The organism is Micromonospora sp. NPDC047527 (genome assembly GCF_040643015.1).
In the GTDB taxonomy this organism is placed as follows: domain Bacteria; phylum Actinomycetota; class Actinomycetes; order Mycobacteriales; family Micromonosporaceae; genus Micromonospora.
In genome coordinates, this window is the sequence record NZ_JBEYTK010000006.1 from 193,427 (window position 1) to 215,213 (window position 21,787).

Here is a 21,787-nt window from a genome sequence, read left to right on the forward strand (position 1 = left end):
GGCATCGCGGCGCGGGCGGGATGATCCGGCCATGGGTGCGGATGGCGCCGGTCTGCCGGCGGCGACCGAGCGGTTGCGGCTGCGGCGGCTGACCAGGGCCGACGTGGACGCGCTGGTCGAGTTGGACAGCGACCCCGAGGTGATGCGGTTCCTGACCGGTGGCGTCGCCACGGGGCTGGCGACGGTCCGCGACGAGCAGTTGCCGAGGCTGCTGGCCCAGTACGACAGGCACCCCGGGCTGGGCCGCTGGGCGGCGCTCGACCGGGCGACCGGCGAGTTCCTGGGCTGGTTCGCGCTCGACCCGTCGGGCGACGGAGGCGAGGCCGAGTTGGGCTACCGACTGCGGCGCGCGACGTGGGGGCGTGGCCTGGCCACCGAGGGTTCCCGGGCGCTGGTGCGGTACGCCTTCGACGTCGTGGGTGTGCGTCGGGTGTGGGCCGAGACGATGGCGGTCAACGACCGGTCCCGGCGGGTGCTGGCGAAGGCGGGGCTGCGCCACGTGCGGACCTTCCACCTGGAGTGGGACGACCCGATTCCGGGGACCGAGCATGGCGAGGTGGAGTACGAGGTGTGGGCGCAGGAGTGGGCCGCGGCTCAGGAGCGGTCGGCGGCCCGACGGGCGCGGTAGGCGGTCACCGCCGCCCGGTTGCCGCAGCCGGCGTCGCAGAACCGCCGCGACCGGTTGCGGGACAGGTCGACGACCACGTTGCCGCAGTCCGGGTAGTCGCAGATCCGCAGTCGGCTCAGCTCGTCCATCCGGACCAGGTCGGCCATCGCCATCGCCGCCTCCACCGCCATCCGCGTGGCCAGCGGTGCGTCGAGGGGCACAGCGTGCAAATGGTACGGCTCGTCGTCGTGCCGGATGAGCTGCGGCAACGCCCGGTGTTCCAGCAGCAGGTCGTTGATCACGGCGACGACCTCGGCCGGATCGGCGTGCCAGATGCGCCGCAGCCGGGGCCGCAGCGCCCGGACGGCGTGCAGCTCGGCGTCGGTGCACTCGTGCCGCCCGCTGTAGGAGTGCCGGATGAAGTAGTCGTTCAGCGCGGCGACGTCGGGCAGTAGCTCCCCGTCGCGGCCCGAGGTGTTGACCAGCGCGGCGGCGGCGATCAACGAATATTCGGTGTCATGAGCGAACAGCAACTTGATTCCTGTCACAGGTGGCACCTAGCGTCATCGGCACAAGGATAGTTTGCTCATGACATTGTGTCTTCCCGAGGAGCGCGAGATGCACCCACGACCCGCCGCCGGCGCCGCGCTGGCACTGCTCTCCGCGGTCACGTTCGCCACCTCGGGCACCTTCGCGCGCTCGCTCATCGACGCCGGCTGGTCGGCCGAGGCCGCGGTGATCTGCCGCGTCGGCATCGCCGCCCTGGTGCTGGCGATCCCCGCCGTGCTGTCCCTGCGGGGCAGATGGCACGTGCTGCGGAGCAACATGACAGCGGTCGGGTTGTTCGGGCTGCTCGGGGTTGCCGTGGCCCAGGTGTGCTTCTTCAACGCCGTGCGTTACCTGCCGGTCGGCGTCGCGCTCCTGCTGGAGTACCTCGGCATCATTCTCGTCGTGGTCTGGATGTGGCTGCGGCACGGGCAGCGCCCTCGCCAGCTCACGGTGGCCGGTTCGATGGCCGCCCTGTGTGGGCTGGCGTTCGTGCTGGACCTCACCGGCACCACCAGCTTCCACCCCGTGGGCGTCCTCTGGGGGCTGGGTGCCGCCTTCGGCCTGGCCGGCTACTTCGTGCTCGCCGGCCGTGTCGACCCCCGGCTGCCCTCCGTCGCCATGGCCAGCGGCGGAATGGCCGTCGGCGCCGTCGTGCTGCTCCTCGTCGGGCTGACCGGCCTGCTGCCGCTGCGCGCCACGTTCGGCGAGGTCACCTTCGCCGGGCAACGCACCAGTTGGCTGCTGCCCATCGCCGGGCTCTCCCTGGTCGCCGCCGTGGTCGCGTACCTCGCCGGGATCGCCGGCACCCGGATCCTCGGCGCCCGGTTGTCGTCGTTCGTCGGGCTGACCGAGGTGCTGTTCGCGGTGCTGATCGCCTGGCTGTTCCTCAACGAACTGCCGACCGCCTGGCAGCTGTTCGGCGGTGTGCTGATCATCGCCGGGGTCGCCCTGGTCCGCCTCGACGAGCTGCGCGGAACGCCGTCGACACCGGCGTCCGTGGCGCCCGAGCCCGCGCTGGCGGTCAACGCGCGGTGAGACAGTGGGCACCATGCTGACCACCGTCGTCTTCGACGCCGACGAGACCCTGCTGGACCTGAGCCCGGCGGTGACCGGCGGGCTGGTGGCCGTCCTCGACGAGATGCGGCGGCGCACCCCGGCCGCCGCCGGAGTGACCCTCGCCGAGTTGGAGTCGGACTGGGGCGCGGTCTTCGGTGACCTGAGCGCCGCCCCGGTGATGGAAATCCGCCGCGCCGCGCTGGCCCGATCGCTGGCCCGCGCCGGGCTGGAGGAACACCTGGACGAGATCGCCGCCCTTTTCTTCGCCCGCCGGTTCGCCCTCACCCGCCCCTTCCCGGACGTGTTGCCGGCGATGGCCACGCTGCGCGCCCGGTACACGCTGGGCTTCGCCACCAACGGCAACAGCCGCGCCGAACGCTGCGGGCTCGCCGGTGAGTTCGCCTTCGAGGTGTACGCGCACGAGAACGGCCTGCCCAAGAAGCCAGCCCCGCAGTTCTACGCGGCGGTGGTCGAGGCGGCCGGAGTCCCGGCCCGGCAGATCGTGTACGTCGGTGACTCGTGGGTGCACGATGTCGTCGCACCCCGACGGGCCGGCCTCCGCTCGGTGTGGCTGAACCGGGCCGGCCGGCCACGCCCGGACGGATTCGTGCCCGACGCCGAAGTGTCCACGATGGCCGACCTGCCTGCCGTGCTCGCTGACCTGCCTGCCGTGCTCGCTGACCTGCCTGGCATGGTCGCCGACCTGCCGGGCTCGCCGACCTGCCGGCGCTGACGGACGATCATCCAGCGGTGCCCGTCGATCCAGGTGGAGTGCCCGCCCACCTGGACGGATCAGGTAGAGATTCACCGCCATAACGGGCGCTCATCTGGCGGAATCCTGCCGGGTGTTGTGTGATGGCTGCCACGTCCCTCAACGAGAGGATCTGATGTGGTGAGCAAGCGCTTCACCGTCAGCGCCGTCGCAACCGCGGCAGTGCTGGCACTTACGGCTGCGGGGCTGGGCGTACCAGCCAGCGCCGCGCCGACCAGTTCCCGAACCTTCACCGTCGTCGCCGAGGACGGCGTCGCCGCCGACACCGCGGTCGCCGCCATCCGGGCAGCCGGCGGCACGGTGGTGTCCCGGTCCGACGAGGTCGGGATGTTCCAGGTGACCAGCGATCGGGCTGACTTCGCGGCCAGGGCGACCGCTGCCCCGGCGCTGGTCGGCGCCGCCCCGCAGAAGGCGATCGGCCACAAGCCGAAGCTGGACCGCGTCGAGCAGGAACACCTGACGGCCGCCATCAAGGCCGCCGGCAAGGGGCCCAAGAAGGGCGCCAAGCTGGACCCGCTCGACGACAAGCTGTGGGGCCTCAAGATGATCCGGGCCGACCAGGCCCGCAAGACCGAGCCGGGTGACCGCCGGGTGACCGTCGGCGTGCTCGACACCGGCATCGACGCCAGCAACCCGGACATCGCGCCGAACTTCAACTGGGCGCTGTCGCGCAACTTCGCGCCCGACCTGGTCGACGTGGACGGCCCCTGCGAGGTGCCGAGCTGCCTCGACCCGGTCGGCACCGACGACGGCGGACACGGCACCCACGTGGCGGGCACCATCGGTGCCGCCGCGAACGGCTTCGGCCTCTCCGGTGTCGCGCCGAACGTCTCGCTGGTCGAGCTGAAGGGTGGCCAGGACTCCGGCTACTTCTTCCTCGACCCGGTCGTCAACGCGCTGGTGCACGCCGGCCGGTCCGGGATCGACGTGGTCAACATGTCGTTCTACGTCGACCCGTGGCTCTTCAACTGCACCGCCAACCCGGCCGACTCCCCGGAGAACCAGGCCGCGCAGCGGGCCACCATCAAGGCCATGAAGCGGGCCCTGGTCTTCGCCCACAACAACGGCGTCACCCTGGTCGGCGCGCTGGGCAACAGCAACATGGACCTGGGTGCGCCGCGTACCGACACCGGCAGCCCGAACTACGGTGGGACCGCCCCGTACCCCCGGCCGATCGACAACAACAGCTGCTGGGACCTGCCCGTCGAAGGCCCGCACGTCATCGGGGTGTCGTCGGTCGGCCCGTCCGGCAAGAAGTCGGACTTCTCCAACTACGGCACCGAGCAGATCTCGGTGGCCGCGCCGGGCGGCTGGTTCCGGGACGGCTTCGGCACCGACACGTTCCGCACCGACGCCAACATGATCCTCTCGACGTACCCGAAGCACGTGCTCCAGGAGGAAGGCTCGGTCGACGCGGACGGCAACATCGTCGCCGGCTTCGAGGAGTCGGTCTTCAAGCAGTGCAAGGCCAACGGTGAGTGCGGCTACTACACCTACCTCCAGGGCACCTCGATGGCGTCCCCGCACGCCGCCGGCGTCGCCGCGCTGATCGTCAGCCGGCACGGCAAGCCGGAGCGCCGGGGCGGCTTCGGCATGTCGCCGGACCTGGTCGAGCAGCACCTCTACCGGACGGCCACGGAGCGTGCCTGCCCGGAGCCGCGGCTCCAGCAGTACCGCAATGAGGGCCGGGACGAGACCTACGACGCCTACTGCGCCGGTGGGGTCAACTTCAACGGCTTCTACGGCTACGGGATCGTCGACGCCTACGCGGCGGTGAAGACCCCGCTCAAGCCCAACGCCCGCCCGTAACACACCACCTCAAGGCCCGGCCGACAATCGTCGGCCGGGCCTTGTCGGTGTCCTGGGCCTTGTCGGTGTCCTGGGCGCTGCCGGGTGTTCCGCGCCCATGATCGACTCCAGATCGCCGACATTGCGGTATCCGCGTCGTGTGATGCCGCCATGTCGGCGAACTGGTGTGGATCAGATCCGGCGGTGATCACCTGCGCCAGCCACGGGAGATCAGGGCCGATCGAACTTCACTCAGCACCGCCGGGAACTCGTTCTGCAGCCGCCGGCTGGTCACGTGCAACACCAACCAGCCCGCGCCGACGAGCAGGTTGAGCCGTCGACGGTCGCGGTGCAGTTGCTCCGGATCAGCGTGCCATCGACCGTCGTACTCCACGGCCACCCGGAACTCGGGCCAGGCCAGATCGGGATGCAGCACGAGCCCGCCAGCCAACTGGATCGGGTGCTGGGCAACCGGCCGGGGTAGCCCGCCCAGCACCAGACGTACCCGTAGCTGCGACTCGGGTGGCGACTGCGCACCCGGATCGGCCAAATCGAAGATCCAGCACGCGCGCCGGCCGCCTGGCCGGTCCGCGTTGGCGGTGCCGACGGCGGTGAGCCCAGCCCGGGTGGTCAAACCGCTCGCGAGCAGCGAGTCGACGATGGCGACCGCACGCAGTGGGTCAGACCAGGCCGCCGTCTCCCACGCTGCGGAGGACGGATCCGTTCGCCGGAGTGTGGGGTTGCTCCGCGTGTCGGGAGGGGCCGTCATCGGCGGTAGGCCCGCACTCACGTCAAGCCCCGTGGGCACCGGAACGCCGGCACCGACCAGGTGTACGCGTAGGCCCCGCTGAGAGTCGACCCGGGCGGCCCTCGGCACCAGAACGTGCACGTCGTCCTCGAAGCCGGCGGCGTGCTCGATGCCATGCAGGTAGGCCGAGGAGGGCCCAGCGATCAACGACCCGGCCGGCAGCCGCAACATTGCCGCCTGGGCGGCTAGCCCGTGGTCACGATCGAGGCGGGCATCGGCGTACACGTCGTGGCGGAGGCGGACCCAGGACGAGCCGCGCAGCTGATGTCTCGTGACCAGGCCCCGTCGGATCACGTCGGATCCGCGGAAGACCTGCCAGGCGAGGGCGGGAGGCCGGTGGGGGCGAGGAGGCATGCGGCCAGACTCCGACCCCCGGCCTGGCGTCCGATACCCCTGTGGACAGTGCCCGGCGGTCACGCGTCCGGTGCCTGTGGATGACTGCCGAGCACCAGATCGGAGTGCTATACGTCGAGATCATCACCATGTCGGCGACGTGGCGCTATCGATCGGCAGGGATGCCGCAATGTCGGCGATGTGGAGTTGATCAGCCTCGGCGAGCGTGCGGGGGTCAGCGGAGGGTGGTGGCGATGGTTGTGGCGGCGGCGAGGACCTGGGGGCCGATCGTGTCGACGTCCAGCGGGGCGAGCGCTACCACGCCGACGCTCGCCTCCAGCCCGGGTACGCCGAGCACCGGCGCGGCCACCCCGTACGCCCCAGCCTGCAACTCTCCGCTACTGATCACCGGGTCAGCCACCCCGGCCCGACCGCCCAGGATGGCCCGGCCCGCCGCGCCCCGGTCCAGCGGGTGCCGTGCTCCCGTCCGGTACGCGACGTGGAACGACGTCCAGCTCGGCTCGACCACCGCCAGGGCGACGCCCTCCCCGCCCTCGACCACGGTCAGGTGCGCGGTCGCGCCGGCCTGCTCGGCGAGCCGGCGCAGCGCGGGCAGCGCCCCCTCGGCGAGCAGCGGCTGTGCCCGTCGGGCCAGGTGCAGCACGCCGACACCGAGGCGGAGCCGGCCGTCGCTGTCGCGCCGTAACATGCCGTGCCCGGTCAGCGGACCCACCAGCCGGTAGACGGCCGCCCGGCCGATGCCGAGCCGGGCCGCCGCCTCGGTGACGGTCAGCCCGCCCGGCGCGTCGGCGACCAGGTGCAACAGCCGCAATCCCCGGTCCAGCGTCTGCGCCATCTCCCCAGCTCGACCGGGGACCGCGTCGGCTGGCGTGTCGGGCCGCCCGGTTGCTGTGCCGGCTCGCCTGGTGCCCCTGTCGGACGGCGGGACCGCGTCGGCCTGCCCGGCGGCTGCCTTGGCTGGGCCGGTGGGGTGGGCGGGGGGCTCACCGGGGCGTGCGGTCGCATCCACGCCTGGCAGCGTACGACCCGGCACCGCCGGACCCGGACAGACACGGACGGCTACCCTTGTACGGTGACGCTACGCCTGTATGACACCGCCACCCGATCGGTGCGGGACTTCGTCCCGCGGGAAGCCGGCAAGGTGGGGGTCTACCTGTGTGGTCTCACCCTTCAGGCGCCGCCGCACATCGGCCATCTTCGTTCCGGCGTCAACTATGACGTGCTGCGCCGCTGGCTGCTGTCCGCCGGTTACGAGGTTACGTTCATCCGCAACCTGACCGACATCGACGACAAGATTCTGGTCAAGGCGGGGGAGCAGGGCCGGCCGTTCTGGTCGATCGCGTACGCGAACGAGCGGATCCTCACCGAGTCGTACCGGGCGTTGAACGTGCTGGCACCCACCTATGAGCCGCGCGCCACCGGGCACATCCCCGAGATGCACGAGCTGATCACGAAGTTGATCGCGGACGGGCACGCGTACCCGGCGACCGACGGCTCCGGCGACGTCTACTTCGATGTGGCGTCCTGGCCACCGTACGGGTCGTTGTCGGGTCAGTCCCCGGACGCGATGCAGTCAGCCGGTGACGCCCCCGACCGGGGCAAACGGGACCCACGCGACTTCGCGCTCTGGAAGGGCGCCAAGCCGGACGAGCCGGCGGACGCCTACTGGCCGTCGCCGTGGGGGCTGGGTCGCCCGGGCTGGCACATCGAGTGCTCGGCGATGTGCTGGCGCTACCTTGGCCCGGAGTTCGACATCCACGGCGGCGGGCTGGACCTGACGTTTCCGCACCACGAGAACGAGATCGCCCAGTCCCAGGCGGCCGGGCTCCCGTTCGCCCGTTACTGGGTGCATCACGGGCTGCTCAGCATCGGCGGGGCCAAGATGGGCAAGTCCGCCGGCAACGCACTGGACCTGGCGTACGTGGACTCGCTCGGGGTGCGGCCGGTGGAGCTGCGCTACTACTACGCCGCCGCCCACTACCGCTCGGTGATCGACTACTCGGAGGACTCGCTGCGCGACGCGGCCACCGCGTACCGGCGGATCGAGGGCTTCGTGCAGCGGGCCGCCGAGCGGGTGGGCGCCGGGCAGTTCGGCGAGCTGCCGGCCGGCTTCGTCGCGGCCATGGACGACGACCTCAACACCTCCGCCGCCCTGGCCGTGCTACAGCAGCACCTCCGGGACGGCAACACCGCCCTGAGCGTCGGCGATGATGTGACCGTCCGCACCACCCTGGCCGCGGTCCGGGCGATGCTGGATATCCTCGGGATCGACCCCCTCGACGCCGCCTGGACCGGTGGCGGCAGTTCGAATGATCTGCGTGCCGTGGTGGACTCCCTGATCGCGCTGGCCCTGGAGCAGCGTGCGCAGGCCCGGGGCCGCAAGGACTGGACCGCCGCCGACGCGGTACGTGACCAGCTCAAGCTGGCCGGCGTGGTGGTCGAGGACACCCCCCAGGGCCCCCGTTGGACTATTGGAGAGCAGGACTGATGGCCGGCAACTCGCAGCGCCGTGGCCGGCGACTGACGTCGAAGGCGGGTGCCCCCAAGGGCTCCGGCGGCAAGAACAAGGACTCGCTCACCGGGCGGGGGCGTACCCTGCCCGCCGACGAGCGGCCGTGGCACAAGGGATATTCGGGCACCGAGAAGCTGCCCCAGCGCACCGCCTGGAAGCAGGACAAGGAGCGCCGGGCGGCGGCCGAGGAGGGGCGTGCCCCGAAGATCGGTCAGCCGGGCAGCAAGGACACCACCTGGGGCAGGGGCGGCGGTCGGGGCGTACCGGCCGGTCGGTCTGGTGCCGGCGGTCGCGGTGGTGCCGCAGGCCGGGGTGGCGCCGGTGGTCGGTCTGGTCCTCGGGTCGCGCCGGGGCGCAAGTCCAACCCTTCGAAGGACACGCCGGAGCTGCTGGTCGGGCGCAACCCGGTGCTGGAGGCGCTGCGCGCCCTGGTGCCGGCGACGGCGCTCTACACGGCTCAGGGCCTCGACGCGGACGACCGGATCAACGAGATCCTCCGGACCGCCGCCGACCGGGGCATCGCCATCCTGGACATCAGCCGGGCTGAGCTGGACCGGATGACCGGGGGAGTGCTGCACCAGGGTGTCGGGTTGCAGGTGCCGCCGTTCGCGTACCAGCCCTTCGAGGACATGGTTGCCGCGGCCCTGGAGCAGCCGGCGCCGCTCCTGGTCGCGCTGGACGGGGTCACCGACCCGCGCAACCTGGGTGCCGTGATCCGTTCGGCCGCCGCGTTCGGTGCGCAGGGTGTCTTCGTACCCGAGCGGCGGGCCGCCGGGATCACGGCGACCGCCTGGCGGACCAGTGCCGGCGCGGCCGCGCGGGTGCCGGTGGCCCAGGTCACCAACCTGACCCGGTCGTTGAAGGCATGCCGGGACGCCGGCTTCATGGTGGTCGGCCTGGACGCCGACGGCGACACCGACCTGTACGACCTGGAGGCCGCCGTCGGCCCGCTGGTGGTCGTGGTCGGCTCCGAGGGGCGCGGGCTGTCCCGCCTCGTCGGGGAGACCTGCGACCTGACCGTCAGCATCCCGATGATCTCCGAGGTGGAGTCGCTCAACGCCAGCGTGGCCGCTGCGGTCACCCTCGCCGAGGTGTCCCGCCGCCGCTCGGTCGAGCTGTAACAACGTCGACGAGGCCCTTCCCGGTTGCCGGGAGGGGCCTCGTCGTGTGTCTAGGTGTGCCGTCGGTACGACGAAAGGGGCGGCCCGCCGAAGCGGACCACCCCTATTCGGTACGGCGTTACGTCAGATCCGGCTGCCGGTGGCGGCGTGGAAGACGTGGCTGCGGCCGGCGGTCGGCTTGACGAACACGGTGTCACCCATGTTCGGCATGTTGCGCCGGTCGGTGCGGACGACGAAGCGCTCCGAGTTGCCACCCAGAGCGGCGTGGCCGTAGACGTTGGCGTCCGAGCCGAGGTCCTCGACCAGCTCGACCACGACCGGCATGCCGCCCTCGGTCGGGCTGACCAGCTCGCAGTCCTCCGGGCGGAAGCCCACGGTCACCTTGCCGTCGCCACCCTCGGCGCGGGCCGCCTCGACCTGCTCCCGGGTCAGCGGGATGTGCAGCTCGGCGAACTCGGCGCCCCGCTCGTTCAGCGGAACGGTCTTGATGTTCATGGCGGGAGAGCCCATGAAGCCGGCCACGAAGACGTTGGCCGGGGTGTCGTAGAGCGCCCGGGGGGTGTCGACCTGCTGGAGAACACCGTCGAGCAGCACCGCGACCCGGTGACCCATGGTCATGGCCTCGACCTGGTCGTGCGTCACGTAGACCGTGGTGACGCCCAGCTTGGCCTGGAGGGAAGCGATCTGGGTACGGGTCTGCACACGGAGCTTGGCGTCGAGGTTCGACAGCGGCTCGTCCATGAGGAAGACCTGCGGCTCGCGGACGATCGCCCGGCCCATCGCGACACGCTGACGCTGACCACCGGAGAGCGCCTTCGGCTTGCGGCTCAGGTACTCCTCCAGCTGGAGCAGCCCGGCCGCCTCCTTGACCCGCCGGTCGATCTCCGACTTGGAGGTCTTGCGCAGCTTGAGGGCGAACGCCATGTTCTCGTACACCGTCATGTGCGGGTAGAGGGCGTAGTTCTGGAAGACCATCGCGATGTCGCGGGCCTTCGGGGGGAGGTGGGTGACGTCGCGCTGGTCGATGTAGATCGAGCCGGCGTCGACGTCCTCCAGGCCGGCGAGCATCCGCAGGCTGGTGGACTTGCCACAACCGGAGGGGCCCACGAGGACGAGGAACTCGCCGTCGCCGATCTCGAGGTCCAGCTCGTTGACGGCGGGACGCTCTTGCCCCGGGTATACCCGGGACGCCTTGGAATAGGTGACCGTAGCCATGGTGAAGCGGCTTCCTTTCACCGGCAGGAACGTGCCGGACGATCCGAGTGAAGGAGCGACCGGCACGTACCCGTACCGGTCAGCGGGCGACGGGTCGCCGCCGGGGCGGCTGATCGTCATCCGTGTCACTGCACCGTAAACGGGTTTCACCCCGCTGCCAAGGTGAGGGGTCGTCGGAAGTGAGCCAGCGGCCCGGCATTCCGGTCACTCGGGCACGGTCAGACATCAATCGACACCGCACCCCGGCGTACGGACGTCGGGTTCATGACGTTTCCCGTGCTCGGGAGCCCTCGCGAGCGGGATATTCGGACGTCAGTCGCTATGCTGACCTCGACGCACGCGCCCCTGTAGCTCAGCTGGCCAGAGCACTCGCCTTGTAAGCGAGATGTCGCCGGTTCGATCCCGGCCGGGGGCTCCATATCCACCAGGCGCTTCCCCGGACCGCAGGACCGGGAGCGCGGTGATTGACAGCAACAGGATCTCCGGCAGCCGTCAGCGCCCGGCGTAGTCGGTCACTTCCGCCAATCGTAGTCATCACACACCTTGGGGCCGCCCTCTTCCAGGCCTACAGCCAGCCGCACGACGCCGAAATTCGTCGGGGTAGGCCAGGGTGACCGCATGTCGGCGTGCCGGGCAATGGCCAGGTCACGCTGTACGGTCAGCGCTTGTGTTCGGGCCGAGTGGCCCATGACGCAGCGACGGCGCACAGCATGAGGCAGACGAATAGGCAACCCAGCGCGCCACACAGGAACATGACCCCAGCCCCGATGCCTTCCACGGGCAGCAGCGTAGGCGCTCAGCCAGCCGTGCCCGCAGCGTGCCCGATGTAGCGGTCAGCGCCGGTCAGGTTCAGTGCACTCGACGGGCCGAGGACCGTCGAGGGGGCGCTACTCTGCTGCCGTGTCTGAGCCGGAGACGAGCGATTTCGGTGTCGTGACCCAGCGCGCCCGAACGACACTTCCCTATCGCCTCGCCGTGTGGTACTTGAGATCAGCCTTGGTGAGCTTGCCCCTGGTCATTATCGATTTTGACCGCCTGTGGCCGATCTGGCCATCGGTAATCTTCCTGGGCCTAATCTGCTTGCAGCCAGCACGCTATATGGCATATTTCGAGTGGAAAGTGCCGCAAGTCGATCTCGACATCATGCTATGGCGAGACGCTTTCAGCCCACGCTTCCGCTAGCCGCTCCCGGCGGGCCGCATGTACGCGCTGCACAGCCACGTGGCAGGTCGGAGACGGAGGGCGGCAGATCAGCGGCCGGCGTCAGAGACGTGCGCGGACAGGCTCGGACGGAGCGCCCAGAACTTGTAAGCGAGATGTCGCCGGTTCGATCCCGGCCGGGGGCTCCAATTCCATCAGGCTCTCCCGATCGGCGAAAGCTGCGGGTCGGCCGGCTGACAGCAACCGGCCGACCGCGTACCGGGTCATGGAATGTGGCTGTGCACGCTCCGGTAGGTGCCGGGCGCGACCTCCTCAGGTTGGGGATCATGCCCGGTCAGGACGGCATTTTCCTGGGTCTGGGGCTGGGCACCACCATCCCCGGCGAGGACGGCCTCGGGACGCTGCCGGGGCACCGCAACGGACTCCTGTGTACCGGTCTCCTGCGGCGCGGTCTCGTGCCGAGCAACCTCCTGCGGACCGACCTCCTGCGGGGCGGACGTGACGCGGCGCGGGTAGAGGCGGCGCAGGGATCTCTCCACCGGGTGTTCGATCCACCGGTAGCAGGCCCACGCCAGGGCGATGCCCATCACCGCCCACACCAGGAGGACCTTGAGGTTCGCCCAGTTCGCGGGGCTGCCGTCCACCGTGCCCATCAGCCAGTACATGAGCGACAGGTGGACCAGGTAGAAGGCGTAGGACCACGCGCCGAGGGAGACCAGCGGCTTGCTCCGGAAGACCGAGGGCCGCCCGGAGAGGTCGCGGATCGCCGCAGCGAGCACCACCAGCACGCAGGCGGGAATCAGGCCCTGCTGCGACCAGTGCGGGCCCCACCAGCCCTGCCGTGCGCCCCACCACAGGAACAGCACCGATGCCGGCACCGACGACAGGGCGAGCCACAGGTTGATTCTGGGCCGCCAGCCGCGGAGCAGCGCGGCAGCGGCGATCATTCCCAGCAGGAACTCGATGAACCGGATCGGCGGGAAGCGCAGGTACCAGGAGAGCTGGATCCAGTACTGCTTCGGGTCGATGAAATCCTGCACGATGAACCAGTAGGCCCATTCGATGACCAGGCCGGCGGCGGCGAGGATCGCGAGCGCCGGCAGCCGCAGCCGCAGGAGCGGCCGGATGACGAACGGGAAGAGCAGGTAGAAGAAGGCCTCGCAGGAGACCGACCACGCCACGGGGTTGGCGACGAGATGGTCCGCCGGAGGGAACCACGCCTCGGCCAGCGACAGACTCAGCAGGGTGCGCTTCCAGGAGTCGTGCCAGACCTGGTCGAAGGCCACCCAGGCGATGACGGTGCTGACCGCGAGTGCGGGCCAGACCCGGGCGAGCCGGCGCCAGTAGAACGTCCCGGTGCCCACCGTGGGGGAGAACGACCAGGTAAGTACGAAGCCCGAGAGAACATAGAAGAACGTGACCCCGGCATCGCCGAACCGGAAGAAGTCGCCGAGTTTGATGTCGTAGACCGTTGGCAGCTTGATGATCTGGTTCGCGTGGAACAGGAACACCGCGAACGCGGCGAACCAGCGCAGCCCGGTCAGGGACTCGACCCGGGGAGTGCGTTGTTGGGTAACACTCATCGTGATGTGGCACCTTTTGGGGCATCCGCCTGACCGGGGGTCGGCTGGCGCTCCAGGCATGATGCCAGGTTCCCCGCCGTCGTGGCGGCCGGGCTAGAGCGGGCGTTCACCGCGTCGCACGGGTGCGCCGGGCGGCGACGTAGCGGCGCATCTTCTCGGCAGTTCCGCAGTCATCCATGCTGCACCAGCGGCGACTGCGGTTCTTGCTCTCGTCGTTGAAGATGAAGCGGCAGCCTCCGCATCCCTTGATCCGGTTCAGCGCCCCCGCGGTGAGCAGGTGGACCGCTGCGTGCACCACTGGCCGTAGAGGCCGGGCAAGCGTGTGGTCATCTCGCCAGACCCACGTGAACGTGCTCCCGACCTCAAGCTGCGCGTGGCCGAGCGCGTCCGCCTCGTCGTCCCGCAGTCGGGCCAGCGCAGGCGTGCCCGGAGCTGCTCCAGCGGCCAGCGACCGGAATATGTCGTCGAGGTAGTCGCGGGTGCCCAGCGTTCGTGAGAAGGCAGCGCGAGCGCCGTCTGGATCGTCGTGAGACAGCCGGCGTAGCGCTGTCGCCTCCGATTCGGTGAGGGCGCCCGCGTACACGCCCCAGGCGACCAGCTCCGGATAGCCCGTGAGCACGTCGTCGTCGGAGGGCCCGGCGGGTGGACCGGTGCGGGTGTTGATGAAGTCCAGGGCGAGGTTGCCGCCCACCAGGTGCATCCGCGTGACGTCCTCGACTGTTTCCATCAAAGTCCACTTTACCAGTTGACCCTCTGTCGGGGTCGCCACTAGCGTGTTTCTACTGTACGGGATTTAGACGGAAACAGTTGGGGGATGGATGGGTCGCGGGCGAGCAGTGGGAGCATTGATCGGCTTGTCCGGCGGGACCTTCCTCTACACCACCGCCGAAGCGCTGCCGATCGGCCTGCTGCTCCCGATGGCCGCGGACCTCGCCGTCCCGCCGTCGCAAGTGGGCACGCTCGTCACCGCGTACGGCGCGGTGGTCGTTGTCGCCTCGATCCCGTTGACGGCGCTGGCCAGGAGAATTCCTCGCCGGCTACTCCTGTCGGCGCTCCTGGCCGGTTTCGTCGTCAGCACCGCGATCACGGTGTTCGCGAGCACGTTCGCGCTGCTGCTGGCGGCCAGGATGGCGACCGCGGCGACCCATGCGTTGTTCTGGGCGGTGGTGGTGCCGGCCGCGGCCGAGCTGTTCCGACCCGGTCTACGCGGGCGGGTGGTCGCGATCGTGTTCGCCGGCGGCAGCGTCGCTCTGGTCCTGGGGGTGCCGGCGGGCACCTGGCTGGGCGAACGCGCTGGCTGGCGTGTGTCGTTCCTGGCGGTGGCCGGACTCGGCGCGATCGTGCTCGTCACGGTGGCCTCGCTCCTGCCGTCGACGCCGCCCGGGCAGGGGCACGCCGCCCGGGGCGCGACACCCGACGCCTACCGCTTCTGGCTGCTGGTGGCGGTGGCCATCCTGACGACCGCCGGTGCAATCGCCGCCTACACCTATGTCGCCCTCTTCGTCACCGAGGTCAGCGGTTTCCCCGCCTCGTCGGTCGGGGTCATCCTGCTGGTGCGCGGTGTTGCCAGCGTGCTCGGGATCCTCGCTGTCGGAGCGGTGGTGGACCGCGGCCCGTGGCTCGCCCTGGTCGCGACCATCGCGCTGCAGTCGGTGGCACTGCTCGGGCTGTACGTGATCGGCCACCGGCCGGCGGCCGCCGTGGGCCTGCTCGCTCTGGCGGGACTGGCCTTCGCGGCGTTCACCGCGGTGCTCGGTGGCGTCGTGCTGCAGGTGGCGCCCGGGCGCTCCGACCTCGCCGCCGCCACCGTCTCTGCCGCGGTCAACGTCGGCATCACCGGCGGTGCCCTGGTCGCTGGCCTCGCGCTACCGAGCCACGGCGTGCACAGCACGGTGCTGCTCGGCGCCGTGCTCGGCGTCGCTGCTCTGATCGTGGCCGCCGGTGGCTTCACCGGCCGGGTCACCGGCGCATACGCGCAGCGCTGAATGCCGCCGCAACCGCTGTCCGCGCGTACCCAGCAACCCGCCCGAGGTCAGCTGACCCCCTGCGCTGGCCAGGCCGGGCGGTAGCCTGGGCCGGGCAACGAGCCGAGCGGGAGGGGTCGATGAGTCGCGCGGCGGAGGCGTCGAACCGGGCGATGCTGCGTGCCCGGGACGCGATGGACCGGGCGTACGCCCAGCCGTTGGACATCCCGGCGCTGGCCCGGATCGCGCACGTCTCCGAGGCGCATTTCATCCGGACGTTCCGGGCGACGTTCGGCGAGACTCCGCACCGCTACCTCCAGCGGCGCCGGATGGAGCGGGCGATGGCGCTGCTGGTGGAGACCGACCGGGACGTCACCGACGTCTGCTACGCGGTCGGCTTCGGCAGCCTGGGCACGTTCAGCCGGACGTTCCGACAGATCGTCGGCGAGTCGCCCTCGGATTTTCGGCGTCGCCACGTCGCACCGACGAACGTGCCGTCCTGCTTCACCAAGGCCTGGACGAGACCAAGCGGTTTTGGATAAGCAGCAGGTCAGGGGCGACGTCTAGCGTCATGGGCATGACGATGAACGCGATCAGCCGCTCCCAGATCTACGTCCTCGACCAGGACGAGGCGCTTGACTTTTACGTCAACAAGCTCGGCATGGAGATCAACACCGATCAGGATCTCGGCTTCATGCGCTGGTTGACGGTCAACCTGCCCGGCGACCCGGAGCGCGAGATCCTGCTGGAGAAGCCGGGGCCGCCGGCGCTGGACCCGGCCACCGCCGAGCAGGTCCGGGAGCTGCTCACCAAGGGTGCCCTGGGTGGGTACCTCTTCATGACCACCGACGACGCCCACAAGACGTACGAGGATCTCGTGGCGAAGGGCGTCGAGATCACCGACGAGCCGACCGAGCGCCCGTACGGCATCGACTTCGGCATCCGCGACCCGTTCGGCAACCGGATCCGCATCGGCCAGATGTTCCCCCGGGCGTAGGGGTGGACCGATGACCCAGGCTGCATCGGGGCGGGGATCTTCAGCGCCGACCCGGCCGACGGGTTCCCGGCGGGCACGCCCCGGGGTGCCGGCCAGATCAGCTGGCACGGTGGCCTGCACTTCCTGGTGGCGGCGGTCGCCTTCGTGTCGCTGATCGTCGCGACAGTGGTGGCGGCACGTCGGGCAGGCCGCCATGAGGCGCGCGGACGGGCCGCGTTGAGCCTGGCGACGGGGGTCTTCTTCGCGATGGCCTGGGTGGCGCTGATGGTCCGTCCGTCTCCGGCCGTCATGGTGGCCTTTGGTCTGGCGGTGACGGCCGGTTGGCTGTGGGTGTCGGTCACCTTCGCGCGGGCGGCGGCCGGCCGGGTGGACTGAGCCGGCTACCGAGACCGAAGGGCGCGGGTCAATCCCGCGCCCTTCGGCGTGCTGGGATGGGAAGCGTGCGGACGCGACTGCTGTACCTGGCCCGGCACGCCGAGCAGGACCTGACCGGTCCCGGCGAGCCGGACACCGGCCTGTCGGAGCGGGGCCGGCGACAGGCCACGTTGCTCGGCGAGCGGCTACGGGGCCGCTCGTTCGCTGCCGTCCACCACGGGCCGCTGCGCCGGGCCGCGCAGACCGCCGAGCTGGTCGCCGCGTCGCTGCCCGGGGTTCCGGTGTACGCGTCGGAGCTGGCCGGTGACCACCTCCCGCACGACACGGATCCGGCCGGCCTACCGTCGGCGTACGCCGAGTTTCTGGGCCGGTTCTCGGCGGCCGAGCGGGCCGACGGGCCGCGGGTGACGGCGGCGGCGGTGCGGCGCTTCGCCGTGCCGGCGGACGATTCCGAGGGTGCCGCCGGCGGTGAGCCGGTCCGTGAGCTGGTGGTGACGCACGCCTTTCTGATCGGCTGGCTGGTCCGGCACGCGCTGGACGCGCCGGAGCGGCGGTGGCTGGGGTTGAACTCGCACAACGCGGGGTTGACCGTGATCCGGTACGGCCTGGCGGGGCCACCGAACCTGATCGCCGTCAACGACGTGGCGCATCTGCCGCCGGAGCTGCGTGGCACCGGCCTGCCTGAGGACTATCTGGTCTGAGGGCCGGGCGTTAGTCGGTGGCCCGGAGCAGCAGTTCGACAAGCGCCCGGGTGGCCGGCGGCGGTGCGGGGTCGGCGGGGCAGTCGACGTACCCGGTCTCGATGGTGCCGACGGTCAGCCGGTAGCTGAACGCGTCCGAGCAACTGGTCGTTCTGGTGTCCTGGCGGCCCTCGGTGGTCAGCCGGGGGTCGGCGGCGAGCCCGCGTAGCCGGCCGAGGTCGGCGGGGTCGAGTTGGCCGGTACGCCGGCTGCCGGCCCGGTCCACCGCCGTCCACCGGCCGTCCGGCTCGACGGTCACCTGGTCGCCGCGTCCGGCGAAGCCGCCGGAGCGGAACAGGAGCACGCGCGCGGGCGAGCTGTCGGTGGCGCCGGAGGCGGTCGGCGTGGGTGCCGGGGTGGCGGGGACAGCGGACGGCGGAACGGCAGTGGCCGAGGTGCCGTCGGCGGTGGCCGACGGCTGGGCCTGCGAGGTGTCGGCCTGGTCGGTGCTGGTGCAGCCGACCAGGAAAACGGCCAGGAGCGCGATCGTGGCACCGGCTGTCGAGGCGGGTCTCATGTCCGTCGGACGCGCGATGCGGGCCGTTGGTTCCCTTGTCAAGGCACTCATCCGTTCGGCCAATGTCGATGTCTGGGAACGGTTCAGCCCTTCTCTTTTCGTCGACACATGGCTATATCTACATGCGTGACTACCCCCGTCACACTCTTTCTCCTTCCAGGAGGGCACGTGAAACGATCCGTCGCCGCCGTCAGCGCAGCGCTGCTCACCAGCGGCCTGCTGACCTGTGTCGCCACCGCGGCACAAGCGGCCCCACCCACCGCCCCCGCGCCGGGCGTCTCCGCCGCGGCACAGGCGGCGACCGTCCTGCGAACGAACCCCGGCGCAGTCCAGGGTTCGAGCGCCGAGTCCTACCAGGTGCAGAGCACCAAGGTGGACGCCTCCGGCGCGGCGCACACCCGTTACACCCGGACCTACCACGGCCTTCGGGTGTACGGCGGTGACTTCGTCATCCACACCGCTCCCAACGGCACCTACGCCGGCAGTTCGGTCGGACTCGCCGCACCGCTGACCGTCGCCACCACGGCCAAGGTCACCGCCGACGCGGCCAAGAAGGCCGCCCGCGCCGAGTTCACCGGCAAGGCGGAATCGGTAGGCGCACCCGAGCTGTTCGTCGACGCCAGCTCCGGCAAGGGTCGACTCGCCTGGGAGACGGTGGTCAGCGGCTGGCAGCCCGACGGGCAGACCCCGTCCCGGCTGCACGTCATCACCGACGCCGTCACCGGCGCGGCAGTGGGGTCGTACGACGAGATCGAGTCGGTGGTCGGCAGCGGCCAGGGCGTCTACAGCGGCTCGGTCAGCATCGACACGACGCTCTCCGGCAGCACGTACCAGATGATCGACCCGGCGCGCGGCAACGGCCGTACCTGCGACATGAACAACGGCACGTCCACCTGCACCACGTTCACCGACGCCGACAACGCCTGGGGCAACGGCGCCACGTCCAACCGGCAGTCGGCCGCCGTCGACGCGCACTTCGGTGCCGCGAAGACGTTCGACTACTTCAAGAACGTGCACGGCCGCAACGGGATCTTCGGCAACGGCAACGGCGTGCCGAGCCGGGTGCACTACGGCAACAACTACGTCAACGCCTTCTGGGACGGCGCCCAGATGACCTACGGTGACGGCTCCAGCAACTCCCGCCCCCTCGTCTCGCTGGACGTGGCTGGGCACGAGATGAGCCACGGTGTCACCGAGGCGCTGGCCGGCCTGGTCTACTCCGGCGAGTCCGGTGGCCTCAACGAGGCCACGAGCGACATCTTCGGCAACATGGTGGAGTTCTACGCCGCTGCGCCGAGCGACCCGGGCGACTACCAGGTCGGTGAGAAGATCAACATCAATGGCAACGGTACGCCGCTGCGCTACATGTACAACCCGTCGCTGGACGGCTCGTCCGACAGCTGCTGGTCCACCAGCACCCGGAACAAGGACGTGCACTACTCCTCCGGCGTCGCCAACCACTTCTTCTTCAACCTCGCCGAGGGCACCGGCGCCACGTCGTACGGCACCTCGCCGGTCTGCGGCTCGGCTCCCGGGGTGACCGGCATCGGCCGGGCCAAGGCCGAGAAGATCTGGTACCGCGCGCTGGACGTGTACTTCACCTCCAACACGTCGTACGTCAACACCAGCAACCCGGCGAACACCGCCCGCGCCTACACCCTGCGGGCGGCCACCGACCTGTACGGCAGCTGCTCCACCGAGTACAAGGCCGTGCAGGCCGCCTGGACCGCTGTGAACGTGGCGGGCAACGACGCCACCTGCTCGACCGGCAACGACTTCTCGGTGGCGCTCTCACCGACCGCCGGATCGGTCAACCCGGGCAGCTCGGTCTCCACCACAGTGGCGACCGCCACCACCAGCGGTACGGCGCAGACCGTGACGTTCTCCGCGTCCGGCCTGCCCAGCGGGGCCACCGCCGCGTTCAGCCCCGCTTCGGTGACCTCGGGCGGCTCGTCCACCCTCACCATCAGCACCTCGGCGAGCACCCCGCCCGGCACCTACTCGATCACCGTCAACGGTGCCGGCGCGGTCACCCGCAGCGCCACGTACTCGCTGACCGTGAACGGCACCGGTGGCGGCTGCACCGCGCCGGGTCAGAAGCTGGCCAACCCGGGCTTCGAGTCCGGCGCGACCGGCTGGACGGCCAGCTCCGGCGTCATCACCAACTCCAGCACCCGCCCGGCCCGCACCGGGTCGTACAAGGCGTGGCTGAACGGGTATGGCAGCACCCGCACCGAGACGCTCGCCCAGTCGGTGAGCCTGCCGGCCGGCTGCTCGTCGTACGCCCTCAGCTTCTGGCTGTACGTCAACTCGGCCGAGACGACCACCAGCGTCGCGTACGACAAGCTCACCGTGCAGGTGCTCAACTCGAGCGGAACGGTGCTGGCGACGCTGGCGACCTACTCGAACCTGAACAAGGGCACCAGCTACAGCCAGAAGTCCTTCTCCCTGGCCGCGTACGCCGGTCAGACCGTCAGCCTGAGGTTCACCGGCACCGAGGACTCCTCGCTGCAGACGTCCTTCGTGGTCGACGACACGGCGCTCACCGTCTCCTGACCTGAGCTGATCGACGCCGGGCCCGGCGGCCACCCCCTCACGGGTGGTCGCCGGGTCCGCGCCGTTATGGTCGCCTGACCGCCGCGTGTCGGTGGGTCGGATCAGCGGCGTCGGACGCTGGCGCGGAGAGGGGCGGACGTGTCGGACGCGGAGTTGACCGTCGAGGTGACCGGGCCGGTGGCGACAGTGGTGATCCACAACCCGGCCCGCCGCAACGCGATGACGGCAGCCATGTGGCGGCAGCTGCCCGAGCTGCTCGACCGGCTGGAGCCCGACCCCGACGTACGGGCGCTGGTGCTCACCGGCGCGGGTGACGCCTTCTGCGCCGGTGCGGACCTCGGTGACCTGGCCGAGCTCCTGGAGGCGGGCGACGCCAGCATCGCGGTGGCCGCCGAGGAGCGGCTGGCCAGCTTCGCCAAGCCGACAGTGGCGGCCATCCGGGGAGCCTGCGTCGGCGGTGGCTGCCAGCTCGCCGTCGCCTGCGATCTGCGGATCGCCGCCGCCGACGCCCGCTTCGGCGTACCGCCGGCCCGGCTCGGCCTGGTCTATCCCGCGCCGACGACCCGCCGGCTGGCCCGGCTGGTCGGCCCGTCCGCCGCCAAGCACCTGTTGTTCACCGCCGAGCTGATCGACACCGAGCGCGCCCTGCGGATCGGCTTGGTCGACGAGGTGCTGCCCGCAGACCGGTTCGCCGCACGGGTGGACGAACTCACCGCCACGATCGCCCAGCGCTCGCCGCTGAGCGTCGCCGCAGCCAAGGAGATCGTCGACGACCGGGCCGGGCCGGCACGAATCGCCTGGTGGCACCGGAAGGTGGCCAGCAGCGGCGAGGCCCGGGAAGGGGTGGCGGCCGCGGCCGAGCGCCGTACCCCCCGCTTCGCCTGGCAAGCGCCGACCGAGGTCTGATCGCTCAGGCTGCCGCGTCAGGTGCTGGGACGTCAGTTCCGACGGCCAGGCCTCGCCGGACCGTCAGCAGCCGACCTGCTGGCCGTCGACCCGCTGACCCGTCGACCCGTCGGCCCGCTGGCCGCCGGGGCCTGGCGGCCCGCCGGACCACCTACACCGCAGGTCCTTTGCTCTGCTTCAACCCACGCAACACTTACGCGCCATCA

The 21,787-nt window shown here is 70.7% G+C and carries 21 protein-coding genes and 1 tRNA gene; 15 read left to right on the plus strand and 7 right to left on the minus strand.

The window, feature by feature from the left end:
* Positions 1–31 precede the first annotated feature (31 nt).
* The gene (locus ABZ808_RS23075; RefSeq protein WP_357010033.1) at positions 32–628 is read left to right on the plus strand and encodes a GNAT family N-acetyltransferase; all 597 of its coding nucleotides are present in this window, start codon (positions 32–34) and stop codon (positions 626–628) included.
* On the opposite strand, the gene ABZ808_RS23080 is transcribed toward ABZ808_RS23075, so the two are convergent.
* Positions 595–1,140: a CGNR zinc finger domain-containing protein gene (locus ABZ808_RS23080; RefSeq protein ID WP_357010714.1), complete on the minus strand. Its 546-nt coding sequence runs from the start codon at positions 1,138–1,140 to the stop codon at positions 595–597. The two genes, ABZ808_RS23075 and ABZ808_RS23080, sit on opposite strands and share 34 nt — an antisense overlap.
* A gap of 85 nt (positions 1,141–1,225) precedes the next feature.
* On the opposite strand from ABZ808_RS23080, the gene ABZ808_RS23085 reads away from it, so the two are divergent.
* The 3 genes from ABZ808_RS23085 to ABZ808_RS23095 all read left to right on the plus strand — a co-directional run bounded on the left by ABZ808_RS23085 (position 1,226) and on the right by ABZ808_RS23095 (position 4,793).
* Positions 1,226–2,191, plus strand: a complete 966-nt coding sequence (locus ABZ808_RS23085) for a DMT family transporter (protein ID WP_357010036.1) — start codon at positions 1,226–1,228, stop codon at positions 2,189–2,191.
* Positions 2,192–2,204: 13 nt separating this feature from the next.
* A complete protein-coding gene (locus ABZ808_RS23090) occupies positions 2,205–2,945 on the plus strand; it encodes an HAD family hydrolase (RefSeq protein ID WP_357010039.1) in 741 nt (246 codons plus the stop codon).
* 159 nt (positions 2,946–3,104) lie between these two features.
* Positions 3,105–4,793 carry a S8 family serine peptidase gene (locus tag ABZ808_RS23095; protein ID WP_357010042.1) on the plus strand — a complete coding sequence of 563 codons (1,689 nt, stop codon included), beginning with the start codon at positions 3,105–3,107 and terminating at the stop codon, positions 4,791–4,793.
* A gap of 187 nt (positions 4,794–4,980) precedes the next feature.
* Here the strand turns inward: ABZ808_RS23095 and ABZ808_RS23100 are convergent, their stop codons facing one another.
* On the minus strand, positions 4,981–5,874 hold the full coding sequence (locus tag ABZ808_RS23100) for a DUF559 domain-containing protein (RefSeq protein ID WP_357010045.1): 894 nt from the start codon (positions 5,872–5,874) through the stop codon (positions 4,981–4,983).
* 274 nt (positions 5,875–6,148) lie between these two features.
* The gene (locus tag ABZ808_RS23105; RefSeq protein WP_357010048.1) at positions 6,149–6,943 is read right to left on the minus strand and encodes a helix-turn-helix domain-containing protein; all 795 of its coding nucleotides are present in this window, start codon (positions 6,941–6,943) and stop codon (positions 6,149–6,151) included.
* Positions 6,944–7,006: 63 nt separating this feature from the next.
* Here ABZ808_RS23105 and cysS point away from each other — a divergent pair, with 63 nt between their 5' ends.
* Together cysS and rlmB are read left to right on the plus strand one after the other, a co-directional pair.
* Positions 7,007–8,422, plus strand: a complete 1,416-nt coding sequence (cysS, locus tag ABZ808_RS23110; protein ID WP_357010050.1) for a cysteine--tRNA ligase — start codon at positions 7,007–7,009, stop codon at positions 8,420–8,422.
* Positions 8,422–9,567: a 23S rRNA (guanosine(2251)-2'-O)-methyltransferase RlmB gene (rlmB, locus tag ABZ808_RS23115; protein ID WP_357010053.1), complete on the plus strand. Its 1,146-nt coding sequence runs from the start codon at positions 8,422–8,424 to the stop codon at positions 9,565–9,567. Before cysS ends, rlmB begins: the two co-directional genes overlap by 1 nt.
* A 123-nt stretch (positions 9,568–9,690) precedes the next feature.
* Here the strand turns inward: rlmB and ugpC are convergent, their stop codons facing one another.
* Complete coding sequence (ugpC, locus tag ABZ808_RS23120; protein WP_357010716.1) at positions 9,691–10,782, minus strand: sn-glycerol-3-phosphate ABC transporter ATP-binding protein UgpC; 1,092 nt, start codon at positions 10,780–10,782, stop codon at positions 9,691–9,693.
* Between the two features lie 341 nt (positions 10,783–11,123).
* On the opposite strand from ugpC, the gene ABZ808_RS23125 reads away from it, so the two are divergent.
* Positions 11,124–11,200 (plus strand) — tRNA-Thr (locus tag ABZ808_RS23125).
* A 482-nt stretch (positions 11,201–11,682) separates the two neighbouring features.
* Positions 11,683–11,964: a hypothetical protein gene (locus ABZ808_RS23130; RefSeq protein WP_357010056.1), complete on the plus strand. Its 282-nt coding sequence runs from the start codon at positions 11,683–11,685 to the stop codon at positions 11,962–11,964.
* Positions 11,965–12,206: 242 nt separating this feature from the next.
* On the opposite strand, the gene ABZ808_RS23135 is transcribed toward ABZ808_RS23130, so the two are convergent.
* Together ABZ808_RS23135 and ABZ808_RS23140 are read right to left on the minus strand one after the other, a co-directional pair.
* Entirely contained in the window at positions 12,207–13,526 is a 1,320-nt protein-coding gene (locus tag ABZ808_RS23135) for an acyltransferase (RefSeq protein ID WP_357010059.1), read from the minus strand.
* A gap of 106 nt (positions 13,527–13,632) precedes the next feature.
* On the minus strand, positions 13,633–14,253 hold the full coding sequence (locus ABZ808_RS23140; RefSeq protein ID WP_357010062.1) for an ABATE domain-containing protein: 621 nt from the start codon (positions 14,251–14,253) through the stop codon (positions 13,633–13,635).
* A gap of 127 nt (positions 14,254–14,380) precedes the next feature.
* Here ABZ808_RS23140 and ABZ808_RS23145 point away from each other — a divergent pair, with 127 nt between their 5' ends.
* From ABZ808_RS23145 to ABZ808_RS23165, 5 genes are all read left to right on the plus strand, one after another.
* Positions 14,381–15,511 carry an MFS transporter gene (locus tag ABZ808_RS23145; protein ID WP_357010065.1) on the plus strand — a complete coding sequence of 377 codons (1,131 nt, stop codon included), beginning with the start codon at positions 14,381–14,383 and terminating at the stop codon, positions 15,509–15,511.
* 119 nt (positions 15,512–15,630) lie between these two features.
* Entirely contained in the window at positions 15,631–16,032 is a 402-nt protein-coding gene (locus ABZ808_RS23150; protein WP_357010068.1) for an AraC family transcriptional regulator, read from the plus strand.
* A gap of 35 nt (positions 16,033–16,067) precedes the next feature.
* A complete protein-coding gene (locus ABZ808_RS23155; RefSeq protein ID WP_357010071.1) occupies positions 16,068–16,487 on the plus strand; it encodes a VOC family protein in 420 nt (139 codons plus the stop codon).
* Between the two features lie 24 nt (positions 16,488–16,511).
* Positions 16,512–16,862, plus strand: a complete 351-nt coding sequence (locus ABZ808_RS23160) for a DUF998 domain-containing protein (RefSeq protein ID WP_357010718.1) — start codon at positions 16,512–16,514, stop codon at positions 16,860–16,862.
* A gap of 56 nt (positions 16,863–16,918) precedes the next feature.
* Positions 16,919–17,563 (plus strand): histidine phosphatase family protein, encoded by a 645-nt coding sequence (locus ABZ808_RS23165; protein WP_357010074.1) that lies wholly within the window; start codon positions 16,919–16,921, stop codon positions 17,561–17,563.
* 10 nt (positions 17,564–17,573) lie between these two features.
* Here ABZ808_RS23165 and ABZ808_RS23170 read toward each other — a convergent pair whose 3' ends face one another.
* Positions 17,574–18,119, minus strand: coding sequence for a hypothetical protein (locus ABZ808_RS23170; RefSeq protein ID WP_357010077.1), 546 nt, complete (start codon positions 18,117–18,119; stop codon positions 17,574–17,576).
* Between the two features lie 168 nt (positions 18,120–18,287).
* Here ABZ808_RS23170 and ABZ808_RS23175 point away from each other — a divergent pair, with 168 nt between their 5' ends.
* Positions 18,288–20,675 (plus strand): M4 family metallopeptidase, encoded by a 2,388-nt coding sequence (locus tag ABZ808_RS23175; RefSeq protein ID WP_357010080.1) that lies wholly within the window; start codon positions 18,288–18,290, stop codon positions 20,673–20,675.
* A 138-nt stretch (positions 20,676–20,813) separates the two neighbouring features.
* On the plus strand, positions 20,814–21,581 hold the full coding sequence (locus tag ABZ808_RS23180) for an enoyl-CoA hydratase/isomerase family protein (RefSeq protein WP_357010083.1): 768 nt from the start codon (positions 20,814–20,816) through the stop codon (positions 21,579–21,581).
* Positions 21,582–21,787: the final 206 nt, after the last annotated feature.